Annotated in this window: 24 protein-coding genes; 4 read left to right on the plus strand and 20 right to left on the minus strand. The window is 28.0% G+C overall.

Annotated features, from left to right (window positions below; all coding sequences use genetic code 11):
- The first annotated feature begins 131 nt into the window (after positions 1–131).
- Positions 132–1,361: an aminopeptidase gene (locus IC218_RS17305; protein WP_227825055.1), complete on the plus strand. Its 1,230-nt coding sequence runs from the start codon at positions 132–134 to the stop codon at positions 1,359–1,361.
- A 203-nt stretch (positions 1,362–1,564) separates the two neighbouring features.
- Here IC218_RS17305 and IC218_RS17310 read toward each other — a convergent pair whose 3' ends face one another.
- The 6 genes from IC218_RS17310 to IC218_RS17335 form a co-directional block, all read right to left on the minus strand.
- On the minus strand, positions 1,565–3,946 hold the full coding sequence (locus tag IC218_RS17310; RefSeq protein ID WP_227436415.1) for a homocysteine S-methyltransferase family protein: 2,382 nt from the start codon (positions 3,944–3,946) through the stop codon (positions 1,565–1,567).
- On the minus strand, positions 3,918–4,643 hold the full coding sequence (locus IC218_RS17315) for a vitamin B12 dependent-methionine synthase activation domain-containing protein (protein WP_227825056.1): 726 nt from the start codon (positions 4,641–4,643) through the stop codon (positions 3,918–3,920). The genes IC218_RS17310 and IC218_RS17315 overlap by 29 nt, the downstream gene beginning before the upstream one ends.
- Positions 4,633–5,088: an S-ribosylhomocysteine lyase gene (locus tag IC218_RS17320; RefSeq protein WP_227436419.1), complete on the minus strand. Its 456-nt coding sequence runs from the start codon at positions 5,086–5,088 to the stop codon at positions 4,633–4,635. Before IC218_RS17320 ends, IC218_RS17315 begins: the two co-directional genes overlap by 11 nt.
- A 280-nt stretch (positions 5,089–5,368) precedes the next feature.
- A complete protein-coding gene (locus IC218_RS17325) occupies positions 5,369–6,553 on the minus strand; it encodes an ATP-binding protein (RefSeq protein WP_227825057.1) in 1,185 nt (394 codons plus the stop codon).
- Positions 6,543–7,235, minus strand: a complete 693-nt coding sequence (locus IC218_RS17330) for a response regulator transcription factor (protein WP_227436423.1) — start codon at positions 7,233–7,235, stop codon at positions 6,543–6,545. Before IC218_RS17330 ends, IC218_RS17325 begins: the two co-directional genes overlap by 11 nt.
- A 131-nt stretch (positions 7,236–7,366) precedes the next feature.
- Positions 7,367–8,083: a M15 family metallopeptidase gene (locus tag IC218_RS17335; RefSeq protein WP_227825058.1), complete on the minus strand. Its 717-nt coding sequence runs from the start codon at positions 8,081–8,083 to the stop codon at positions 7,367–7,369.
- A 124-nt stretch (positions 8,084–8,207) separates the two neighbouring features.
- On the opposite strand from IC218_RS17335, the gene IC218_RS17340 reads away from it, so the two are divergent.
- Positions 8,208–8,948 carry a tRNA 2-thiocytidine biosynthesis TtcA family protein gene (locus IC218_RS17340; RefSeq protein WP_227483290.1) on the plus strand — a complete coding sequence of 247 codons (741 nt, stop codon included), beginning with the start codon at positions 8,208–8,210 and terminating at the stop codon, positions 8,946–8,948.
- A 292-nt stretch (positions 8,949–9,240) separates the two neighbouring features.
- On the opposite strand, the gene IC218_RS17345 is transcribed toward IC218_RS17340, so the two are convergent.
- The 5 genes from IC218_RS17345 to IC218_RS17365 form a co-directional block, all read right to left on the minus strand.
- Positions 9,241–10,092: a metallophosphoesterase gene (locus IC218_RS17345; protein ID WP_227825059.1), complete on the minus strand. Its 852-nt coding sequence runs from the start codon at positions 10,090–10,092 to the stop codon at positions 9,241–9,243.
- 25 nt (positions 10,093–10,117) lie between these two features.
- Positions 10,118–11,056, minus strand: a complete 939-nt coding sequence (locus tag IC218_RS17350) for an SDR family oxidoreductase (protein ID WP_227436429.1) — start codon at positions 11,054–11,056, stop codon at positions 10,118–10,120.
- Between the two features lie 102 nt (positions 11,057–11,158).
- Positions 11,159–11,809: an HAD family hydrolase gene (locus tag IC218_RS17355; protein WP_227436430.1), complete on the minus strand. Its 651-nt coding sequence runs from the start codon at positions 11,807–11,809 to the stop codon at positions 11,159–11,161.
- A 150-nt stretch (positions 11,810–11,959) separates the two neighbouring features.
- Complete coding sequence (locus IC218_RS17360) at positions 11,960–12,148, minus strand: ferredoxin (protein ID WP_227436432.1); 189 nt, start codon at positions 12,146–12,148, stop codon at positions 11,960–11,962.
- Between the two features lie 98 nt (positions 12,149–12,246).
- On the minus strand, positions 12,247–13,431 hold the full coding sequence (locus tag IC218_RS17365; protein WP_227825060.1) for an amidohydrolase family protein: 1,185 nt from the start codon (positions 13,429–13,431) through the stop codon (positions 12,247–12,249).
- A 43-nt stretch (positions 13,432–13,474) separates the two neighbouring features.
- On the opposite strand from IC218_RS17365, the gene IC218_RS22285 reads away from it, so the two are divergent.
- The gene (locus tag IC218_RS22285) at positions 13,475–13,582 is read left to right on the plus strand and encodes a hypothetical protein (RefSeq protein ID WP_227436595.1); all 108 of its coding nucleotides are present in this window, start codon (positions 13,475–13,477) and stop codon (positions 13,580–13,582) included.
- Here IC218_RS22285 and IC218_RS17375 read toward each other — a convergent pair.
- The 5 genes from IC218_RS17375 to IC218_RS17395 all read right to left on the minus strand — a co-directional run bounded on the left by IC218_RS17375 (position 13,574) and on the right by IC218_RS17395 (position 17,772).
- Positions 13,574–14,491, minus strand: coding sequence for a SufB/SufD family protein (locus tag IC218_RS17375; RefSeq protein WP_227436436.1), 918 nt, complete (start codon positions 14,489–14,491; stop codon positions 13,574–13,576). The genes IC218_RS22285 and IC218_RS17375 overlap by 9 nt on opposite strands.
- A gap of 21 nt (positions 14,492–14,512) precedes the next feature.
- Complete coding sequence (locus IC218_RS17380; protein WP_227825061.1) at positions 14,513–15,241, minus strand: ABC transporter ATP-binding protein; 729 nt, start codon at positions 15,239–15,241, stop codon at positions 14,513–14,515.
- Between the two features lie 194 nt (positions 15,242–15,435).
- Positions 15,436–15,636 (minus strand): hypothetical protein, encoded by a 201-nt coding sequence (locus IC218_RS17385; protein ID WP_003420681.1) that lies wholly within the window; start codon positions 15,634–15,636, stop codon positions 15,436–15,438.
- 124 nt (positions 15,637–15,760) lie between these two features.
- The gene (locus IC218_RS17390) at positions 15,761–16,141 is read right to left on the minus strand and encodes a VOC family protein (RefSeq protein WP_227825062.1); all 381 of its coding nucleotides are present in this window, start codon (positions 16,139–16,141) and stop codon (positions 15,761–15,763) included.
- A gap of 272 nt (positions 16,142–16,413) precedes the next feature.
- Positions 16,414–17,772 (minus strand): MATE family efflux transporter, encoded by a 1,359-nt coding sequence (locus tag IC218_RS17395; protein ID WP_227825063.1) that lies wholly within the window; start codon positions 17,770–17,772, stop codon positions 16,414–16,416.
- A gap of 511 nt (positions 17,773–18,283) precedes the next feature.
- Here IC218_RS17395 and IC218_RS17400 point away from each other — a divergent pair.
- Complete coding sequence (locus IC218_RS17400) at positions 18,284–18,736, plus strand: staygreen family protein (RefSeq protein ID WP_227436443.1); 453 nt, start codon at positions 18,284–18,286, stop codon at positions 18,734–18,736.
- A gap of 159 nt (positions 18,737–18,895) precedes the next feature.
- On the opposite strand, the gene IC218_RS17405 is transcribed toward IC218_RS17400, so the two are convergent.
- The 4 genes from IC218_RS17405 to IC218_RS17420 all read right to left on the minus strand — a co-directional run bounded on the left by IC218_RS17405 (position 18,896) and on the right by IC218_RS17420 (position 22,756).
- The gene (locus IC218_RS17405; protein ID WP_227483295.1) at positions 18,896–19,513 is read right to left on the minus strand and encodes a DUF488 family protein; all 618 of its coding nucleotides are present in this window, start codon (positions 19,511–19,513) and stop codon (positions 18,896–18,898) included.
- Positions 19,514–19,560: 47 nt separating this feature from the next.
- On the minus strand, positions 19,561–20,166 hold the full coding sequence (locus IC218_RS17410; RefSeq protein WP_227436447.1) for a hypothetical protein: 606 nt from the start codon (positions 20,164–20,166) through the stop codon (positions 19,561–19,563).
- Between the two features lie 283 nt (positions 20,167–20,449).
- Positions 20,450–21,262 carry a MerR family transcriptional regulator gene (locus IC218_RS17415; protein ID WP_227436449.1) on the minus strand — a complete coding sequence of 271 codons (813 nt, stop codon included), beginning with the start codon at positions 21,260–21,262 and terminating at the stop codon, positions 20,450–20,452.
- 81 nt (positions 21,263–21,343) lie between these two features.
- Positions 21,344–22,756 carry a potassium/proton antiporter gene (locus IC218_RS17420; RefSeq protein WP_227436450.1) on the minus strand — a complete coding sequence of 471 codons (1,413 nt, stop codon included), beginning with the start codon at positions 22,754–22,756 and terminating at the stop codon, positions 21,344–21,346.
- Between the last annotated feature and the right edge of the window lie 298 nt (positions 22,757–23,054).

The raw sequence follows: 23,054 nt of genomic DNA on the forward strand, positions 1-23,054 counted from the left end.
CTATTTTAATTAGAATACATATTTTTTATTTCTCAGTCTATTAAGTATAAATATTTTAAATATGACCCAAAATCTAAGTAATGATATAATATTTATAAGTTATTTAATGTTAAAAATACAGGAGGATAGATATGGATTTCAATAAAAATTTAGAAAAATATGCTGAGTTAGCAATTAAGGTCGGAGTTAACATACAGCCAGGTCAAACTTTACTTATAAAATCACCAATCGAATGTGCTGATTTTGCAAGAAATGCACTGAGGGAAGCATATAAATGTGGAGCTAAAAATGTATATATAGAATGGTCTGATGAAGAAAGTACTCTCATTAAATATTTATATGCTCCAAACGAAGCATTTCATGAGTTTCCAAAATGGACAGCAGATCAATATGTAGATATAGCTAAAGAAGGTGGAGCATTTTTATCAGTATATGCTCAAAACCCTGATTTATTAAAAGATGTTGACCCTGAGAAAGTTGCTAACTTTCAAAAAGCTTCTGGAAAGGCTTTAAAAGAGTGGCGTTCTTATACGCTAACAGATAAATGTAAATGGAGTATAGTTTCTGTACCAACAAAAGATTGGGCAAAAAAAGTATTTCCAAGTTTATCAGAAGATGAAGCAATAGATAAATTATGGGATGCCATATTTAAGTGTTCAAGAGTTGCTGGACAAGACCCTATAAAATCATGGAAAGAACATAATGAAAATCTAAAGTCTAAAATGGATTTTTTAAATGAAAGTAATTTTAAAACTTTAAAGTATAAATCTTCAAAAACTGATTTAACTTTAGATTTACCAAAAGGTCATATTTGGTTAAGTGGAGCATCTAAAGACCCTAACGGAGTAAGTTTTAATCCTAACATTCCAACTGAAGAGATTTTTGGAATGCCACACAAGTTTAAGGTCAATGGAACTGTATACAGTACTAAACCCCTTGTTTATGGAGGAAATATAATTGATAATTTCTCTTTGACTTTCAAAGATGGTAAAATAGTAGATTTCTCTGCTGAAAAGGGACTAGAAACATTAAAGAAACTTATTGAAACAGATGAGGGTTCTCATTATCTAGGAGAGGTTGCTCTTGTTCCATATAACTCTCCAATATCTGATACAAATATTATTTTTTATAATACTTTATATGATGAAAATGCTTCTTGCCACTTTGCAATTGGTTCTGCATATAAGACTTGCTTAGATGGTGGAAATGATTTGAAAGATGAAGAATTAGATGAGTATGGAGTAAATGATAGTCTAACACATGTTGACTTTATGGTTGGTTCTTCGGATATGGATATTGTCGGAGAAACTCATGATGGAAAACATATACAGATTTTTAAAGATGGCAATTGGGCTTTTTAAGTGTTGTTATACTAAAAAGGGCTGACGGAAGTTATACCAGACTTCCCAGCCCTTTTTAATGTTGATGATAAATATTTTTTTATATTAATTAATCTCATTATTATAGATTAATTCCTATTATTTTGGACATAAGTTTCTAAAACTTATATTTATATTATATATAAAATATCCTATTTAGTAAAACCTTTATTTCGATTTACATGCTAAAAATTTAGCTTTGCTATCTCAACAGCAGATTTTGCATCCTTTGAATAATAGTCAGCTCCCATTTCCTCAGCATATTCTTCTGTCAAAACAGCACCACCTACAAATACTTTTGCATTTATTTCATTATCTCTTAATGCTTGAATTGTATCTTTCATACTTTGAACAGTTGTAGTCATAAGTGCACTTAACCCTACTAACTTTATATCTCTTTTTTTAGCAACCTCTACTACTTCCTCAATTGGAACATCTTTTCCTAAGTCTATAACTTCATATCCATAATTCTCTAGCATTATTTTTACTATATTTTTTCCAATATCATGAATATCTCCTTTTACTGTAGCAACTATTATTTTTCCTTTAGATACATTATCACTACTTCTACTTATTAAGGTTTCTTTTATTGTATTTAGTGCAGTTTTCACTGTTTCTGCTGATTGAATAAGTTGTGGTAAAAAGATGTCTCCACTATCATATTTCTTTCCTACTCTATCAAGAGCTGGAATTAAAATTTTATCTAATATATAATTTTCATCCTTCTCTTTTAAAAGATTCAACGTTTCATTTTTGGCTTCTTCTTTTAATCCCCTTTCAACTAAAACATCTAGTGATAAGTCTTTATTAGCTTTAATAGTGGAATCAGACTGTTTTGAATTATTCATATTACTATATTGATTTATATAATCTACGCAGCCTTTATCTGTATTATTTAAGATTCTAAAAGAATTAATAGCCTCCATCATACTATATTCGTTTGGATTTATAATTGCTAAGTCAAGCCCTGCTCCTAAAGCTAGCGTTAAAAAAGAAGCATTAAGTGCTTTTCTATTTGGAAGTCCAAATGAAATATTTGAAACACCTAGTATAGTTTTTACCCCTAATGTCTTAACCATTGTTATGGCTCTTATAGTTTCTATTGCTTCCTCTTGTTGTGCTGAAACAGTTAGTGATAAACAATCTATAAATATATCTTTTGGTTTTATTCCATAAGAAACTGCTCTATCAACTATTTTTTTTGCTATTTCAAATCTTTCCTCAGCTCTTTTAGGTATACCTTTTTCATCTAATGCAAGACCAACCACACATGCACCATACTTTTTAACTATTGGTAATATGCTTTCTAAGGACTCTTCTTTGCCGTTTACAGAGTTTACAATTGTTCTACCATTATAATATCTAAGACCTTGTTCTAAAGCCTCTACATTGGAAGAATCGACTTGTAATGGTGTATCTACTACTGCTTGAATCTCTTTTATCAACTTTGGCATTAATTTCTTTTCATTTATTTCTGGCAAACCAACATTCACGCCTAATATTTGTGCACCAGCACTTACTTGTTCCAACCCCAAATTTATTGCATAATCTAAATTTTCATTTTTTAAAGCTTCTTGTAAAGATTTTCTACCAGTTGGATTTAATCTTTCTCCGACAACTGTAGGTGATTCTACTTCCACAAATTTTGAGGGCGAACAAACTACACATTTATCAATCTTTTCGGTACTTCCCTTTTTAACAGAACTTATATTTTCAGATATTTCTTTTATAAAGCTTGGATTTGTGCCACAACACCCGCCTATTATAGTTGCTCCAGCTTCAACAAATTTTTTGACTCCCTCAAAAAATTCCTTTGCATCAACATCATAGATAGCTTCTCCATCAACTATATTTGGTAAACCTGCATTTGCTTGAACCATTACAGGTATTGAAGCTCTTGACACAATTTTTTTGACTATTGGCAAAAGCTGTTTAGGACCTAATGAACAGTTTACTCCTATTGCATCAACTCCCAGACCTTCTATTGTGGCAACCATACTTTCTGGCATACATCCAGTAAAACTTCTCCCACTCTCATCAAATGTCATAGTACAGAAAACAGGTAAGTCAGAATTCTCTTTAGCCGCTAAAACGGCTGCTTTAGCTTCATATAAATCCATCATAGTCTCTATTACTATTACATCAGCTCCAGATTTAACTCCCTGTAATACTTGTCTTTTAAATATCTCATATGCTCTGTCAAAGCTTAAAGTTCCCATAGGCTCTAACATTTCTCCTATAGGACCAATATCTAGTGCTACATATCTAGGTTTAGTGTTATCTACATTTTCTATAGCTTTTCTAGCCACTAAAATAGCATTGTCGATAACTTTTTCTACTGTATATTCACTATCTAATTTTAATTCATTACACCCAAAAGTATTTGTAAGAATTACATTTGAGCCTGCTTCTAAATATGATGTATGTATCTCTATAAGTTTTTCTGGATTTTGAAGACCAAATACTTCTGGATTTTCACCTATTTTTAACCCCTTTTGTTGAAGCATTGTTCCCATTGCACCATCAAATATTAATATATTATCCTTTAGATATTGTCTTATTTCCACAAGAATTCGCTCCTTTTCTATATGTACAATTTCTGTAGTTTTTACAATTTTCACACGATTTTTCTTTCTTTGATTTATCTATTTTCAAATTAGAAATGCCTATAATAGCTACTACTGATTTTCTTGGTATCATAATCCCATTTGATGTAATTGTGAGTCCTATTTGTTTTTGAGCATTTAAAACATTTAATATATCTATATTTTTCTCTATTGGTAAGTCCCCATATCCTGGGCTATATCGCATAGTTATAAATTTGTTTTGTTTTAAAAAAACCTTTTCTATATCATTTTGAACAATATCGCATACTTCTTCTATTGCTGTTGTTCCACATGAATCAATTATTAGTCCTCTTGTTAAGTCTGAGTAAGAGTATCTTTTTATTTCCTTTTCTACCTCTATTCCCAAAGTAGCTGCCATAATTACACATTCATCACAGTCTTTTAGAAGTTCATATATATCCTTACTTTTTAAGGTTAAATTTGTTTCCTCTAGTTCTACAATCTTATCTTTATTTATTTTGATAGGATAAATCCTAGATATATATCTAGGATTTATCTTGTTTTTGGCTATTTCTATACATTCATCAATAGTTTCTTTAAGTTCTTTATCTATTTCTTGTCCTTTATATTGTAAATACCTTAGAACCTCACTTTGATTTATGCTTATACGTTCTCTTTCAATTACATTATTCTCCATATATATTAAGAGAAAATCCTTTATCTAAAACATCTTTTGCATATTCTTTTGCTCCAAATAAAGATAAGTCTCTATAATTTCCACATTCTAAAGCTGTAGCAGCTGGCATTTTATCAGATTCAATTACTTTCTTTAATGCCTTTTCTAAACCATCTTTAACTGTCTTAGCATCTATATCTCCCCATAATATTAAATAAAATCCTGTTCTGCACCCCATTGGAGATAAATCTATCACACCATCTAATGTTTCTCTTAAATAAGTTGCTAATAAATGTTCTAAACCATGCATAGCAGCAGTTCCAAAGCTTTCTACATTTGGTTGTAAAAATCTCAAGTCAAATTTAGTTATTTTATCCCCTTTAACTCCATCAAGTACACTACACTTTCTCACAAAAGGAGCTTTAACTTTTGTATGATCTAATTTAAAACTTTCTACTTTTTCCATTTTTGAATCCTCCATCATCACTTAAAAATTTTTTACTTTAAATCTATAAAAAAACTCCCCCTATCCACTATTGATAAGAAGAGTATATTATTTCCAATCATCTCATCGTTGTTAGCAGGACCACCTAATAAAAGGTTGGTATAGGATCGCTGAGCTAACTCTCTCCCCTAATTCTTGATAAGTATCTTATTAAACTGACTTAAATTATATATTACTTTTTTATTTTTGTAAACACTTTATACTATAAATATTTGTGTATCTAAATCATACTTTTATCTTATTACACAGTTTCTTGTATTATTGGTAGTTGTACCTCAAATACAGTTTGATGTATATTACTTGAAACAGTAATTTCCCCACCATGTAAATTCACAATATTTTTTGTAATTGCAAGACCTAATCCAGAACCTCCATCATTGCTATTTCTTGATTTTTCAACTCTATAGAATCTATCAAATATATTTGGTAAATCTAATACTGGAATGGGTTCTCCATAATTTATAACTTTTGCAATAGCCATATTTCCTTTTTTTGCTGTTACTATATCCACATAAATTCCTTCTTTTCCATATTTCATAGCATTGGTTATAAGATTTTCAAAAGCTCTCACCAATTTATTTGGGTCAGCATTTATAATTAATTTTTCTTCATTGAAAGTAACTCTACTAACCATAAATTCTTTTTTAAAATAAAATCCAAGTTGAGATACTATTTGGCTTAATAGCTCTACCAAGTTTATGTCTATTTTTTTTAATCTTATTGTATTATTTTGCATTTTTGTAAGTTCAAATAAATCATTTATAAGTATATTTAAACTTTTTGATTTCTCATATGCAATATTAACATAATACATCAACTGAACTTCATCTTTATACTTACCATCTTCTATCAATCCTAGATAACCCATTATTGAGGTTAAAGGAGTTCTTAGGTCATGTGAAACATTTGTTATTAAATCTGTCTTAGTTTGTTGAGCCTGTCTTTCTTCAACAGTTATATTTCTAAGTTGATAAACTATACTATTGATTTTATTTGCAAGTTCATCAATCTCATCAATTTTTTTATCACTTAATCCATTTGACTCATACTCAATATCTATACTTTTTTCTAAATCGCCTTCCTCCATTGAGTTTACAGCATCCATGATAATTTCTAGTTTTTTATTTTTGTTATCAGTATCTTTTAGAAAATTTACAAGTTTTTTATTTCTCTTGTATGACATTAATGAATAAATTGATAATGATGCTGTCAGAAATAAAACTGAATATAATGTGCTGTCTCCTATAACAGATCTAATATTTCTTAAACTAAGCATAAAGTAATTAATTGTAGATAAAGTAGTTCTTATATATAATATCTTTATTATATATGCACTTGTTAACATAATAATTAGGGTTATAATACAGCTTATTATAAAGTCTACTATAGGACGAAACATATAATTTAATACACTCTTATTTTTCAATTTTATATCCTACCCCCCATACAGTATGAATTATTTTTTCTCCATCTGTATACTTTTCAATTTTATCTCTTATCCTACTCATATGAACCATTACAGTATTGTTAGATTGGTAGTATTGTTCTTTCCATACTTTTTCAAATATCTCTTCTGTACTATATACTCTACCTTTATTATTTGCTAGTAAATACAAGATATCAAATTCTCTCGATGTCAAAAATATATCCTTTCCAGCTACTGTTACACTATGCTTTTCCTTATCTATTAATACCACTCCAACTTCTATGACATCTTTATTTTCTTTGTTAGTACCACTAAAATAATACGCTCTTCTAAGTAATGCTTTTACTCTCACAGTAAGTTCAAGTGGATTAAATGGCTTTGTTAGATAGTCATCCGCACCTGTCATTATTCCTTGTATCTTATCCATATCCTCTGATTTGGCACTCAACATAAGTATTGGTATATTTAAACTTACTCTAACTCTTCTACAAACTTCTATCCCATCCATCTTTGGCATCATTATATCCAATACCATCAGATGAATATTTTCTTTTTCTAAAATATCTAAAGCTTCTTGTCCATCTTTAGCCTTAATTACATTATATCCATCATTTAAAAGGTATATCTCTACAAGGTCTCTTATTTCCTTTTCATCATCCACAACAAGAATTGTATCTTTCACTTTTTCACATCCTAACTTACTTTAATATAGTTTTTACTCATCTAAAATTATACTATACTTAAAGTAGTCTAGTATCAAATTTATTTATATTACATTTAGTAATATCATACAATTTATGTTATGTTGTTTTATTATTTGTTTTGCAAATATTCTTCCAAAGTTAACCCTTTTGAATAAATTTCCTCAGCAACATCCTTACCCACATATCTAATATGCCATGGCTCATATGCTGTACCTGTTATATCTTCTTTACCTTTAGGATATCTTATTATAAATCCAAATTTATGAGCATTTTCTGCCAACCATATAGCTTCTTTTGTACTTCCAACAAACCATCTCTCTGGATTTGTCAAGTCAATACACAGTCCAGATTGATGTTCACTATGTCCAGGTTTTGCTACATATGCATCAGCTTTTTCCTGACCTTGAGAATTTACTCTTCTTGTATAAGTATCTTGTTGAGTCTCATAAGACCTATATGCTGAAGACCCTAAAAACTGTATTCCTTCTTCATTAGCTTGTCTAACTAAGTCTTCTACTGCTTTTGCAGGTTCTCCTGCCATTTGTTTTTCCTCTTCAGTAGCTTCTGGAACAAATTCTATATTTACCTTAGTAATGTCTTTCGGCATATAATCTTTACTAAGTTCATTTGTCTTGTTTACCAATAATATATTATCTGCTATACTATTTGAGTGATTTTTTTTCTGAGAATCTGTTTCAACATCTTGAGATGAATCAAATTGAGCAGTTCCAGTTGGTTCTTCATCTTTCAGAATTTTATCTTTAACTATAAACATACTTATAAATACTACTACTATAATGCCTAACATCAATTTTAATTTTTTCATGGTTGAATCGTCTCCTTCGTTATGTTTATTAACGTTAATTTTAGAGTATAAGTTTTAAGTATTTTATAAGTAAACCTTAAGTTATTCTTAAGTTTATATTTTCAAATAAAGGATGGTGCTAAAAATGTCTATGCAAAAACTTCTTAGTAAAGCTCGTAAGGCTATACAAGACTTTGATATGATACAAGAAAATGATAAAATTGCAGTTGGCCTTTCTGGTGGAAAAGATAGTTTGACATTACTTCATATACTTAAAAATTATCAAAGATTTTCTCCACAAAAGTTTGAATTAATAGCTGTAACTCTAAATACTGGTGGAATTGATAACTCACCATTAAACAAATTATGTGAGGAAATAAATGTACCTTTTTATGAATTTCAAACTAATATAAAAGAAATTGTATTTGATATAAGAAAAGAAAAAAATCCTTGTGCACTATGTGCTAATTTAAGAAGAGGTGCTTTAAATGACAACGCAAAGAAACTTGGGTGCAACAAAGTAGCTCTTGGACACCATAAGGATGATGCTATTGAGACATTTTTAATGTCTATGTTTTATGAAGGAAGAGTTAATTGTTTTTCGCCAAAAACATACTTAGATAGACAAGATTTAACTGTTATAAGACCAATGATTTACATAGAAGAATATATGACTAAGAAGATTTCAAAGGAGTGTAACTATCCTATCATAGCAAACCCATGTCCTGCAAATGGCCATACTAGGAGAGAATACATAAAAAACCTTATTGCGAATTTAAATAAAGAAATGCCAGATTTTAAAAGAAATGTATTTGGAGCTTTAAATAATTCAGAAAAACTTTTTATATGGGATAAGGAAAATATAAAAAATATTTATTTAAAGTAATTTAAATATAACATTAAATCATTTTCATACATTGTATAAAAATTAATATCTTTATATAAAGAAACACAAGATTGTATTAATTATAAATACTCTCTATTTATAATTGACACAATCTTGCTATATTATAATCTTTTATATTTTTATTATTTTTTATATCTATATTTTAATAGTTATTAATATTATTATCAATTCTAATAAATGTATTAACTATAACTTAAACTTTTTATATTCTTAACTCAATTTATTCTTAAAATTTCTATCCCTCTATATTTCATAAAAACAATATTTTATACTAGATTAGAATATTAAATTCGACTATCTCTGGTACATTAAAAAATCTAAATGGCAACTTTGTACTTCCAAGACCAGAACTCACATATAGATGATTTCCCTTTATATCATAAAATCCTTTAGTGTATTTCCTTCCATATGGAGGAGTAACTAAAGCACCCTTGAAAGGCAACCTTATTTGACCACCATGACTATGTCCAGATAAAACTAAATTCATTGTATCTTTACTGAGCATATCTACCAAATCTGGTTCATGTGCTAATAATAAATTAAAACTATTATAATCAGTTTTGCTTTCCAAATCTCGTATATCTGGATTACCATTTAATATCTCATCAGCTCCAAGTATATTAATATACTTATTGTCTTCAAGTCTTATTTTCTTATTTTCATTAACTAAAAGATTAAAGTTAGAGTTTTTCATAATTTGTCTATAATACCTAGGAAGTTTATACATATAATCATGATTACCAAATACTGAAAACTTTCCTAACCTTGCATTCATACTAGATAAAATCTTTGTAATTTCATCTATATCTGGATTTTTATTAGAATAATCAATTAAATCTCCAGTAAATACTAATATATCTGGATTTAAGGCATTCACCCTATTAGCTACTTTTTTAAGTTTATTAGTCGAATAAAAACTGCCTATTTGAGTATCTGAAATCTGAACTACTTTTATAATCTCATTCTCATTTTTTACTATATCTTCTTTAATCATGTTTCCATCTTCATTTATATTATATTTTTTCACAATTAATAGACTCGGTTCTATTGCAACTGAGTATATAAAAATTAAAACAAATATCAATATAAAAAATTTTAAAAAACGCTTTATCTTTAATTTCAAAGTATCTACCTACTTATTTATTATCTTAAACTATTTGCATTACAGACTCAACTTTATCCATTTTTCTATCATGTAATTTTGGTTTATTGGCTAAGAACCATTTATATGTTGTTGTAAGGCCTTCTTTTAATAAAACATTTGGTATATAAAGACCATGTTCAATAAGCTTATTTATATCTAGATTAAAGTCTATATTTCTAAATGGGAAGTAAGTTCTCTCTCTAAACTCAACTTTTTCCATGTCTACATATTTTATAATAGGTTCCTTCCCAATAACTTCTCCACATGTATATATAAGTTCATCCCAAGATATTAACTGTGGATTTGTTACATTATACGCTTCTCTCACATGAGAATTTTTCATTACACTTTCTAACACTTTTACTAAATCCCCAATATATATAAATTGATTGCTTACTTGTTTTCCTTTAGGTACTGGTATTTTTTCGTTTTTTTCTATTTTTTCAAAGAAATAGTATTCTCTATACAAATTATTATTTTCACCATATATATAAGTTGGCCTAATAATTATATATGGTATAGAACTATTTATAACAAAATCTTCTGTTTCTTTTTTGTTAAGTCCATATTTACCCCAGTTTTCATTTTCACCTTTTTCATTATCTTCTTTTACATTTCTTCCACTATCTTTGTATACGGCTCCTGCTGACAATACTATGTATTTTTTTAAGCTATCTAAGTTCACAAAATCAATAAGATTACCAACATCCTCTTTTGTATATGCTGTCATATCATATATGTAATCGTACTGTCTTCCATTGATAATGTTTTCCATATCTTTGCGTACTTTTCTATCGCAAATTAAGTGCTCTCTAAATCCTTTATAATCTATTTCCTTTTTACCATTCGTAAGTATATCTATTTGATACCCACATTTAATTAAACGCTTAGCAAGTGCAGAACCTATGAAGTCGCTTCCACCCATGATTAAAATAGATTTCATTTCAAGTGCATCCTCCTCTTTTTTAAATGGCTTCCTTAATTATAATATCATATTTTTAAATATGCTACACCATTTTGTATTGTTTTTGTCTATAAAAGATATTTATAGCAAAATATCTTTTATAGATTTAACACTTTCGACAATATAGGTAGGATTGCTCTTACTAATTTCATCAAAAGAACCATATCCATACAATACCCCTATAGAATCTACACCTATTTTATTAGCTCCAATTATATCGTATTTTCTATCACCAATCATAATGACCTTATCTTTATCTGTTACACCACACAAATCTAACACATATTCTATAACTTCATTTTTATTTACTCTTGTACCATCAAGGTTACTACCTGCGATATATTTAAAATAACTATCTATACCAAAATATTTAAGTATGGTTTCTGCAAAAACTGTTGGTTTAGAAGTAGCTAATAATAATGTTTTCCCATTCTCATAAAGTATTTTTAAAGTCTCCTTTATGTCTTTATAGATTTTATTTTCAAATATTCCTCTGTCAGAAAAGTATTCTCTATATTTTTCAACAGCTTCTGTTGCCTTTTCATCTTCAAATTTATAATAGTCTTTGAAAGTAGAATGTAGGGGTGGCCCTATAAATTGTTCTAAGTTATCCAATTCTTCTTCTATACCAAAACTATTTAAAGAATATTGAATAGACTTTGTTATTCCTTCTTTAGGGTCTGTAAGTGTTCCATCTAGGTCAAACAGCACTATTTCATAATTTTTCTTCATATATAAGTCCTCCACTTTTTATAAAAATAATACATTATCTTTTGAGTTTATATATTTTAAAAAGCTATAGTAATAGAATCTTAATCTAATACTATAGCTTAAATAATAATCAAATCTTATATGTTGTCTTGAAACTAAATCTAAACAGTCTTATTTAACTGTTATAGCTGAAACTGGACATCCTTCTTCTGCTTCTTTACATAAATCTTGTAATTCTGCTGGTATTTCTCCTTCAATTGCAACTGAATGTCCTTCATCACTCATACTAAAAACGTCTGGACATGTTCCTATACACGCTCCACAAGCTACACATACATCTTTATCAACAAATGCTTTCATACTAAAATACCTCCCCTAAAATTATAATTATTGTTCCATTACATATTTATCCAATATATACTAATTTAAACATATTTTTCCTTTTTTTTCAATATAACTTAATTTATTACAGTGCCATCATACGAATGTCTATAAACTTCACTACTTTTCATCCATGATTTTATAGTATATTGTAAGTTCAATTTTTTATTTAGCATTAGTTCATTATTATTATAATCTGTTATAATTTCTTCACTATCATCTATTGTAAATATTGTAAAATCACCTTCTCCACCAATTTTTATCCTACCTTGACTTCCTTGCAAATTAAAAACTTTTGTTGGATATTCAGTTACTTTTTCTATACATTTTTCTAGAGGTATACCAAGTTCCATGATTTTATTTACAACATTTAAAAGAGAATAATGTATATCTTTCATATTTTTTATATGCATATCTGTACTTATTAAATCTGGCTCTAATCCTTGATTTACTGCTTTTTTAAAGACTTCAAAATCAAACTGCTCTAATCCATGGCATACATCAAATAATACACCTCTATCTTTTGCATTTAATACAGATTCTCTCAAACTGCCAGATTCATTAAATATTCCATTTGTGCTATTTCCATATACAGGCGTAACTACATCTCCCTTTCCCAAAATATTCATTACTTCATCTATATATGATGGATACTCCCCTATATATACCACTAATGGTAAATTTAATTTTTCTGCAATTTGCTTTGACTTCTTAATTATATCTATACCATCTGTACTAGATTGAAATTTACTTGCTTTTACTTTTATACCTTTTATCTTTTCCATGTTTTTTTCTACAATAGACTCAATGTTATCAAAATTTATAACATCTAAAGATGTTGATTCATTCAATATATTTAATCCCTCATTAGTTACATTTAAAAATGAATACACTTCAGTCTTACATTCATCCATATATTTTTTCTTAAAATCGTAGTAATTTACAGGACCTGCTGTACCTGCATCAAATATAACTGTTGAACCTTTTTCAATTCCAATTGAATCAGAATCCATACCTGTAGGTAATTTTCTCTTATAACAATGGGTATGAACATCTATAAATCCAGGAGAAATATACATGTTGTTAGCATTTATTATCTCAAACTCTTTGTTTATGAGTATTTTTTCTTTTCTTATCATTTCTTTAAGATTTAATCCAATATCACATATCTTTCCATGTAAAACCAAGATATCTCTTTTCTCAAATTTGATACCATCTTTTGGAGATATTATTGTGCCATTTCTTATAAGTAAGTTTTTCATTTATTCCACATCCTAATTACAGTATAATTTCTCTAATAGTTTTATCTTACATAAAGAAAATAAGTCTAAAAATAAAAAAATTTTAGACTTATTCATTATATTATACTATATTAATTATATTAAATTAAATAAAAACTTGGACTTACTTTAAAAAACAATTTAGTATTTGTTGTTCTGCTTCTTCTTCTGTAAGTCCTAATGTCATCATCTTTAAAATTTGGTCTCCTGCAATCTTTCCAATTGCTGCTTCATGTACTAAAAGAGCATCTGGATGGTTTGCAGCAATTTCAGGTATAGCACTAATTTGAGAATTTCCCATAATTATTGAGTCACATTGAACATGTGCAGAGCAAAGAGAATCCCCAATAACACAAGGATTAAATTTTTGTTTAGAGTTGTCTTGACCAACTGTACGAGAAATTACTTGAGCAGAAGAATTTTCACCTTCCAATATAACCTTCATATTAGATTCTGCAACTTGATTTCCATGAGTTAACAACTTTTCAAATACAACTATCTTTGCTCCTTTACCTAAAGTGGCATCCATTTCTCTTTTAGTTGAATCAACGCCTTTAATCTGAATTGTTTCCATTTCACAATATGAATCTTCACCCATATTAACAATCGTAACTGGATTTAAAATTCTTTTTCCTTCTCCATCACCTTCGCCATAATGTTTTTCCACATATTTTAGACGAGCTCCTTTATGTAAGAAGAATCTATGTATTCCATTGTGTTCACTGTCATCATTACCACAATTATGTATACCACAACCAGCAATTATAACAACATCTGCATTTTCTCCAATTTCAAAATCATTATAAACCATGTCTTGTACACCAGCTTCTGTTACTATTACTGGTATATGAACATTTTCTCCTTTAGTGTTTGGTTTTACTATAATATCAATTCCAGGTTTATCAGTCTTTGGAGCTATAGTTACATTTTCAGTTGAATGTCTTTCTATACCTTGTCCATTTTTACGTATATTGTATGCTCCTAATGGAGTTCCACGAAGTTCAGCAACTTTTTCTAAAAGATTTAAGTCTATTTTGTTCATTTAATTTGCCTTCCTTTCTAATTAATTCATATCTTTCATTAATTCACAGTTTGAATTAACTTGGCACATGATTTCAGGTAATATAGCATCTTTTGTTCCATGGCTTTTTACTGAACCATCTTGTAAAACAATTATTTCATCAGCTAACTCTAGTATTCTTTCTTGGTGAGAAATTATGATTATAGTTTGGTCAGATTCCCCATGAATTTTCTTAAAACTTTCATTAAGCTTTCCAAAACTCCAAAGGTCTATACCTGCTTCAGGTTCATCAAATATAGAAACCTTTAAATCTCTAGCAAAAAGAGTTGCTATCTCGATTCTTTTCATTTCCCCTCCAGAAAGAGAGTTATCAACTTCACGATTTAAATAGTCTTTTGAGCACAATCCAACATCTGTAAGATATTGACAACACACATCAGTAGACAATGGTTTTCCATGAGCAAGAGTAAGCAGGTTTTCAACTGTCATACCTTTTATTCTTGGCGGTTGTTGAAATGCATATCCTATTCCTTTTTTTGCTCTTTCTGTGATGCTAAGATTAGTTATATCTTCTCCATCTAAAAGTATTTGACCGCTAGTGGCTTTTTCAATTCCCATAATAAGCTTAGCAATTGTGGATTTTCCTCCACCATTTGGTCCTGTGATAACAATAAGTTTGCCTTTTTCAAATGAAAGGCTAACATCATTTATTATTCCTAGCTCCTCATTGTTAGACTCAACATTAAAGGAAAGATTTTTTATTTCAAGCATAATACCCCTCTTTTCTGTAAAATATTACATTTATATCCATTCTTTTATTATATCAGTACTTTTTATATCTCAGCAACTCTAAGGGATAAAATATATATTAAATATAAAACAAAGTTATGAAAAAATAAAAAAGATGAGTTTTCATAACTCATCTTTAAAAATCAGTATTATTTAATTATATATGTATCTAAAAATTAACCTTCTATATACTCTAATATTATTTTTTGATTATCTTTTAACATGATTTCTTCTTTTTTAGATTCAATCCCATTCTTTTTTATTTTTACTTCAGCTACAAAAGCGTCATTACCTTCAACCATTTCTAATAATTCATACGCTTTTTTACGTCCTATTTTAGTTGCTATATCTTTTAGTACTGCCATTTTCTTAAACATTTTATCACCTCTACTCAAATTTTACAATTGATTTTTAATTATATAATTATCGTTTAATACTAAATTATAATAATTATTGTATCTAATTATATCAGATATTGAGTAAATTTAACACTTTGCAAAATTATTTATCTTCTCTGACTAAGTAAGAATTTCCATCTTGGTCTTTAAAAGAAAACATTCTTCCATAAGGCATCTCCATTAATTCCCCTACTTCAACTTTATTCTTTGCTATCTGTTCATAAGTTCCATTAATATCTCTTGTACTTAAAATTATTGATGGATGCAATAAATTTACATCTTGATTTTGCTTCATCATCAGATTTTTATCATACAATACAAATGTTGTAAATTCATTTTTACTTGGTGCTACTTCCACCCATTTCATATCTGGACCCATTTCTTTTTCATAAGTTACCACAAAATTTAATTTTTCTGTCCAAAACAATTTCGCATCCTCTTGATTATTTACATAGAGAGTTATTTTTCCTATTTTATTTATCATAAAAATACCCACCTTTATTATTAAATAAATATCTAATATTTTTTATATTTAATAATATACCCATATATATTATTAAATATAGATATATATTTCTAATATTTGTCGCCAAATTATGTAATTCTCTACAGTATATAATTTATAGTGTCCATATAATTATATACTTAATTTACATATTTTAATTTTTCTATATATCATACTTATAATTATGATATTCTCTAAATAAAAAATCACTTTTAAATAGAATTTACTATCTAAAAGTGATTTTATATATTCTATGCAACTTTGTGTTTTAGCCACTTCGTTCCTCTTAATCTCAAACAATATAATGTTCCTCTAACAAGCCAATCTGTATACATACCTATCCAAATTCCTAGCACTCCAAATTCTAATACAACCCCTAATACGTAACCTGTAAAAATTCTAAAAATCCACATTCCTATTACGGCTGTCATCATTGTATATCTAGTATCTCCAGCACCTTTCAGCCCTGCTGATAATACAAAGGATATAGGCCATATTACCATAGCTAAACAATCACTTCGAATCAATTGTGTTGATACATCAATTACATTCGAGTTTTGAGTATACATGCTTGAAATCCATGGTGCAATTGGTATAAATATAGCACCTACTGCAAATAAGCAAACCGTTGCAAATTTAGTTAGATACAATAAAGTACTCTTAGCCCCTTTGATGTCTCCCCGTCCTATATATTGACCCACCAAAGTCGTAGCAGACAAGGCCAATGCATTTCCAATTACATTTATAATAGATGCAATTGACATTCCTATTGCATTTGATGCAATCGCTGATGTTCCCATAGTAACTATAAATATTTGAACAATCAATTTACCTGCATTAAAAAGTAATTGTTCAACCCCTGCTGGTATACCTATATTGAATATAGATTTTTGAGTTTCAACATCAATCTTAAATGGAAATATTTTACCTATAAATATAAATTCATTCCCTTTAAACAAAGCCCTTACAATAACTATACATCCGATTATTCTGGCTATGGCAATAGACATAGCTGCTCCTGTTATGCCATAAGAAGGTGTCTGTAAATTTATTCCTAAAGTATTTAAATCAACACCATATATAAGTATATATCCTAATGTTACATTTACTATATTCATAAACATAGTCACATACATAGGTTTCTTTACATCTCCACAACCCCTTAGAATACCATTTGCTATCTGCTGTGTTGCAATAAATGGATAGGTGAATAATGTAAACTCTATGTATAGTTTTGCATTTGATTTTACCAATTCTTCTGCTGAACCATAAAACAAATTGATTACACCTGTTCTAAAAATCCACATTAATACTGTTATTGTAAATGATAATATTACACCAGATATTAATGCTTGCTTGATAGTTTCATTTACTTTTTCATTATCTCTTTTCCCTATTTGTTGAGCTACAACAACAGTAGCACCAACAGATAGCGCAGCAAATACAGATATAAATATATTGTTGATTGAATCAACCATTCCAACTGCAGATACAGCCTCTTCCCCAATATGACCTGCCATCATTGTATTAAATACCCCTAAAAGCATAACAAATGTCTGCTCTATCATTATAGGAATTGCTAATCTTATAACATTCTTCCTTATAAACATTCCTTTTCCTCTTTTCCCTCTTTATATAAATTTAATTTTTAATTAGTTTATCAAACTATGAATTGATATCATAAGGTTTAGAATTGTATTTTCAACGTTATAATATACTGTATTCAAATAATATAAATCTTGTTTAATATCATTTGAACACAGTATATCTTTATAATTATCTTATGTTTATTATTCTTTATGGATACTAGATTTAAAATATTTATGAGTTAAATTAACCAGTTAATATAGCTGGACATCAAACGCAATCACTGTATTTCGATAATATTGTACCACTATTGTACAATAATAACAATTTCATAATATTATCACATATAAGTCCTGTAATAACAATTTGACACTATTACCAACCTGTACCTATTAGTGTAGAATATCTTATTAGGCTTGTTAATTCACTTTGTATCCTAATTCTAATCATTTATAAAATCTTATAAGATATCTGTAACAAAATCACATCAATTTAAATATTGTATCTTATAGACTATTTTTAGGATGTGATACTTTGGTTAATTTGAATGCGAATAATTTAAATGTAAATATGGTTTACCCTATTTCTGCCACAGCACCTATACGTTTCAGAAGATATACTGTTTCATACTTAGAAAACATGGAAAATATTTATTTAACTATAGCAACATACTTTGATACACTTGGTTTAGGTACAGTAAGTATTGACAAAGTTTATGGTCAATGGGCTTGGTTCGTTGATGATATATATGACTTAAATCTATTTGTTTTTGTAGGAAACTATCCTTATCAAATTGCTAAAAGTAGATATGATACATTTGTTGATATTTTACCAGTGGCTATTACTTCTATTGTCAATGGAGACAGAGTGTTTTTAACTTCGAATCCTTGTTTATTAAACTCAAAAATTACAGTTAGATTTATATCTAGCCATCCTACTCTTAATAGAACAGTTGATTATGGTAATATTAGAGATTTTATTTTTTAACAGTACAACATGATGTGCTATTTAAAACAATGTAACCTTTTAGATAATGATATTAATTTAACATAAAAACCTTAGCTAGTACATCATGTTTAACTGTTACAAATTTATAATAATTTTTCTTATCAAATGGTGTTTAAGTTTTTGGGTAGTTCATATATTTTACTTACCTATTTTTTCTGTTCTATATCCTATTTCTTTATTAGCTAATCTATAGCCTTCTTGTATCATATCTTCTCTTGTTAATGCATTTCCTAATAAATTATCAATACTCAGTTGTTTTCTATCACTAAAATACTTATCTAATAATGACTCTTCTATATCTTCTTGAGATGCTAAATGTCCTTCATGCATTATATATTTTACATTGAAACCTTCTTTATTTAATATTTTTCCTAGTAAAATACTTCTATGACACCTTATAGGCTCTTGCATTGCACCTAATAAAACTATTTTATAACCCATTTGACATCCCTTTTTTAATCTTTCGATTCCTTTTAAAAATACTTCTTCCTTTATTACCTCTTCAAAATCTGCATAACCTTCTTTTGTATATACATCTTTATTAGTTCTTTTTGCCCCAAATTCCTTGCCCATGTATATATATACAAATCCAGCCTTTCTCAGGGATTCATTGAATGCCTCCCTATTATACTGAATATTATATTTAGAATATGGTGTTTCTCTAATGTCAACTACACAGTTTATATTATATTTTTTTATCATATTAATAAGCTTATCAAATGGATAATTTGAATGACCTATTGCAAATATTTCCATACAATCACCTACTATTCTTAAAATTACTATTTTATACAATTGATAATCTATCTTACATACAAGCCCTCTACATTGCAAATATACTTAACTATATCTATACTTCCATTTAACCCTATATATACATTGCTAAATAATCCATTTATTTCTAATCCTATTCCCAAATCCAACATATATATAGAGAGATAAACTCTTTCTCTTAGTGCCAACTTCATAAGAGCATCAATTATATAGTAATTATACCCTATTTCTTTAAAATCAAATAAGGTATCGCTTAATTGTTCTAGATATGTACTCTCCTTTTTACTTAGTACTCTTTTTATATGTTTTTTATTTTCACTTACAAAATATTCACTTACAATTATTATTTCTTTACTGTAACTCATTATAATTAATAGTGCTCTTAAAAACTTATTTTCCTGTATAAAATACTTATCCTTTACTTTATCTAAATCCCAAAATACATCAAGGATACTATGTGGAGATTCTTTATCCATCGTTTTAGGAAAACTATCTATTTTAAAATACCTTTCATTTAGTATTATCTTGTCAGTCCTATCTAAATCTATATATGGTAAATCTTCATTTTCATAATCAATATAAAATCCATTAAATACTTGTTTTACTTTATCCGTTAATACTTTATATTTTTCCACTTTATCACCTCAACGAAAATATACAACTTTATAAATAAAATATCAATATATTTTATTTATAAAGTTGTATATTTTCATATCTTATCATTAATTAATTAAAATTAAACAATTAATTGTATGTCTTATGTTAGACCAGTTTTTCTAAGCTTAGTTGTATAAAACTCTATTTAAATTGCATATTTAAATACATAAAAATCTAGTAAAATATATTAAATATAAAAATAAGGTCTATCTTTTTATTTAGACAGACCTTGATTAATTACTTATATATTATTTTAATTTATTATAAAATATGTTTCACGGGTATCTGAATTTCTGTTAACCAATCTTCTTCATTTTCTTTATTCCATATACCATCTATATAAGATTCCCTAAAATGCCCTATTACTTCATATTTATTATCTTGTATCCATTTAAATGCATCTGCATAAGTTTTTCCTAATGTTGAATATGGTCCATTATGCAATATACAAACTGCATTTTCAACTTCGTCTATTTCTTTAAATTTTAATAAATCTGTGTCTTCTTTTAGGTCATTTATCGCCTGACACATCTCAACATCCATATCTGTTTCTCTATATTCACCATCATGATATATATTAAAACAATAGTCTGGAACCATACATGTACACCCTGATTTCATCATTTCTCCAGCCATTACATTTGGAAACAAATTGAAAAGCTCATCATAATTCTTTAATACTTTTCTCATAGAAGCAATTTTAACTTTTGGTAGAGACTTAATAATTACATTATTCATATCGACTTCTCCTTTTAAGTTTTTAAGGTAATTACGTAGTTTAATAAGCTTGTATTCTTCATTCCTCATTACATCTAATATCTCTTTTTCTTTGTTTATTAAAATCCTTTCCACTTCTTCAGGCTTTTCTATTATTTCTTTTATTTCAACTAGTGATATGCCCATTTGTTTTAAGGTGATTATTTGATGCAATTTTGGCAATTGTTCTGTTGTATAGTATCTGTATTTTGTAAATTCGTCTACGTATTCTGGCTCTAACAGCCCTATATCTTCATAATACCTTAATGTCTTTGTAGTTATTTTATTTATTTTAGAAAACATTCCTATAGAAAACATCTCATCACCTGCGCATTAGATTTGATTAATTTAAGTTTAAACCTTACCCTTAGGTCAAAGTCAATATTAAATAAATTATAATTATATTAATTCTTCAATTTTGTCTCCACTTAATACTAAAATATCCCCTCTTTTTATAACAGTTGACCCTTTAGGTACTAAAACCTGCTCTTTTCGTTTTATCATAACTATTAATATCTCTTCTGGTATATTAGAATCCATTATACTCTTGTTAACCCACTTATTATCATCATCTATATTTACTTCTATAAGTTTAGAACTAATTTCACCATCATAGTCATTAAATGTTTTTAATACAGGTGTATTATCATCAACTAAGTCTAACTTCCTTGCTACAGTTGGTATCAACGTACCTTGTAGTCCTACTGAAAGTAACGCTATGAAAAATATTATATGAAATATATCATTCTCTATGACTACTCCTTGAGTAACTGCATAAATTGCAAAAACTACTGATGCAGCACCTCTAAGACCTACCCATGATATAAACAATTTTTCTCTGTTTGAAAATTTAAATTTTGCTAGAGTTATAAATGTGGCTAATGGTCTTGCAATAATTATCATAAATACAGATATGGCCATTGCTATACCAAATACACTTGGTAGTTTTGAAGGGAAGGATAACAATCCTAACATAAAGAATAACATTATTTGCATAATCCATGAAATTCCATCAAAGAAATGAACTAGACTCCTTTTATGAGGTATCTTACTATTGCCTATAATAATACCTGAAATATATACACTTAAATATCCATTTCCCCCAACATATTCACTAAGTGCATAAGAAAGTAACGCAATAGCTGTAATAAATATAGTATAAAATCCTTCTATCTCAAAATTTGAATTTCTCAAAATATAAACAGATAATTTTGCCAATATAAATCCTATTGCCAACCCAAAAGTTATTTGTTTTATTACCATTGGAATAATAAGTTCTACACCAGAATTATTCATCAATGTCAAAATAATTAATGTTAACATATATGCTATTGGGTCATTACTTCCACTTTCAACTTCTAATAATGAAGCAAGAGAACCTTTTAGGTTTAGTTTTTGAGAACGTAATACAGCAAATACAGATGCAGCATCTGTTGAAGCTGCAATTGCTCCAATTAACAAACCTTCAAATAAAGTAGTTCCTATTACCATGTAACAAAATATACCTGTAACACCTGCTGTAATTATTACACCTAATGAAGACATCAGTATAGAAGGTACTGCAACTGGTTTAGCCATATTCCAGTTTGTTCCAAATCCTCCAAAAAACATTATAAATATCAATCCAATAGAACATAATTGTTTTGTTAACTCATAGTTATCAAAATAGATTCCTACCATTCCATCAGACCCAAATAACATACCCAATAAGATAAAAATCAATAATATTGGTACTCCAAATTTATATAATACCTTACTTGAGGTTATACAAATCAATAGTACTAACCCACTTACAATCATCAATTCTGTCATAGCATCATCTCCATTTCATATAAATTTTACAGATTAAATTATATCTATAATTATACTGATTCTTTAAGTATCAATATGATATAAGTTATATTGTGCAAAGTATAATTAAAATTTAACAATCTATTAAAAGTTGATTATTATGCTCAATTTCATATATTTACTTTAATTATATTCATTTAATCTTTATAGTTTGAATTTTATTTAATTAATATTTCATTTTTCAGTCGATTGTTTAGTGTATTTCATATTTTTATAGTAAATTTACAGGTAACTATGAAATACATAATATTTAGATAAG

Source organism: Clostridioides sp. ES-S-0005-03 (assembly GCF_020658455.1).
Classification (GTDB): Bacteria; Bacillota; Clostridia; order Peptostreptococcales; family Peptostreptococcaceae; genus Clostridioides.

Bases quoted from the DNA above. Each gene is read 5' to 3' on its own strand.
- IC218_RS17360 (WP_227436432.1), bottom strand. From the start codon at position 12,148: ATGAAAGCATTTGTTGATAAAGATGTATGTGTAGCTTGTGGAGCGTGT.
- IC218_RS17420 (WP_227436450.1), bottom strand. From the start codon at position 22,756: ATGACAGAATTGATGATTGTAAGTGGGTTAGTACTATTGATTTGTATA.
- IC218_RS17350 (WP_227436429.1), bottom strand. From the start codon at position 11,056: ATGAAATCTATTTTAATCATGGGTGGAAGCGACTTCATAGGTTCTGCA.
- IC218_RS17375 (WP_227436436.1), bottom strand. From the start codon at position 14,491: ATGAACAAAATAGACTTAAATCTTTTAGAAAAAGTTGCTGAACTTCGT.
- IC218_RS17395 (WP_227825063.1), bottom strand. From the start codon at position 17,772: ATGTTTATAAGGAAGAATGTTATAAGATTAGCAATTCCTATAATGATA.
- IC218_RS17355 (WP_227436430.1), bottom strand. From the start codon at position 11,809: ATGAAGAAAAATTATGAAATAGTGCTGTTTGACCTAGATGGAACACTT.
- IC218_RS17385 (WP_003420681.1), bottom strand. From the start codon at position 15,636: ATGTTTAAGAAAATGGCAGTACTAAAAGATATAGCAACTAAAATAGGA.
- IC218_RS17390 (WP_227825062.1), bottom strand. From the start codon at position 16,141: ATGATAAATAAAATAGGAAAAATAACTCTCTATGTAAATAATCAAGAG.
- IC218_RS17305 (WP_227825055.1), top strand. From the start codon at position 132: ATGGATTTCAATAAAAATTTAGAAAAATATGCTGAGTTAGCAATTAAG.
- IC218_RS17335 (WP_227825058.1), bottom strand. From the start codon at position 8,083: ATGAAAAAATTAAAATTGATGTTAGGCATTATAGTAGTAGTATTTATA.
- IC218_RS17320 (WP_227436419.1), bottom strand. From the start codon at position 5,088: ATGGAAAAAGTAGAAAGTTTTAAATTAGATCATACAAAAGTTAAAGCT.
- IC218_RS17405 (WP_227483295.1), bottom strand. From the start codon at position 19,513: ATGGAAATATTTGCAATAGGTCATTCAAATTATCCATTTGATAAGCTT.
- IC218_RS17315 (WP_227825056.1), bottom strand. From the start codon at position 4,643: ATGGAGAATAATGTAATTGAAAGAGAACGTATAAGCATAAATCAAAGT.
- IC218_RS17340 (WP_227483290.1), top strand. From the start codon at position 8,208: ATGTCTATGCAAAAACTTCTTAGTAAAGCTCGTAAGGCTATACAAGAC.
- IC218_RS17380 (WP_227825061.1), bottom strand. From the start codon at position 15,241: ATGCTTGAAATAAAAAATCTTTCCTTTAATGTTGAGTCTAACAATGAG.
- IC218_RS17365 (WP_227825060.1), bottom strand. From the start codon at position 13,431: ATGAAAAACTTACTTATAAGAAATGGCACAATAATATCTCCAAAAGAT.
- IC218_RS17415 (WP_227436449.1), bottom strand. From the start codon at position 21,262: ATGTTTTCTATAGGAATGTTTTCTAAAATAAATAAAATAACTACAAAG.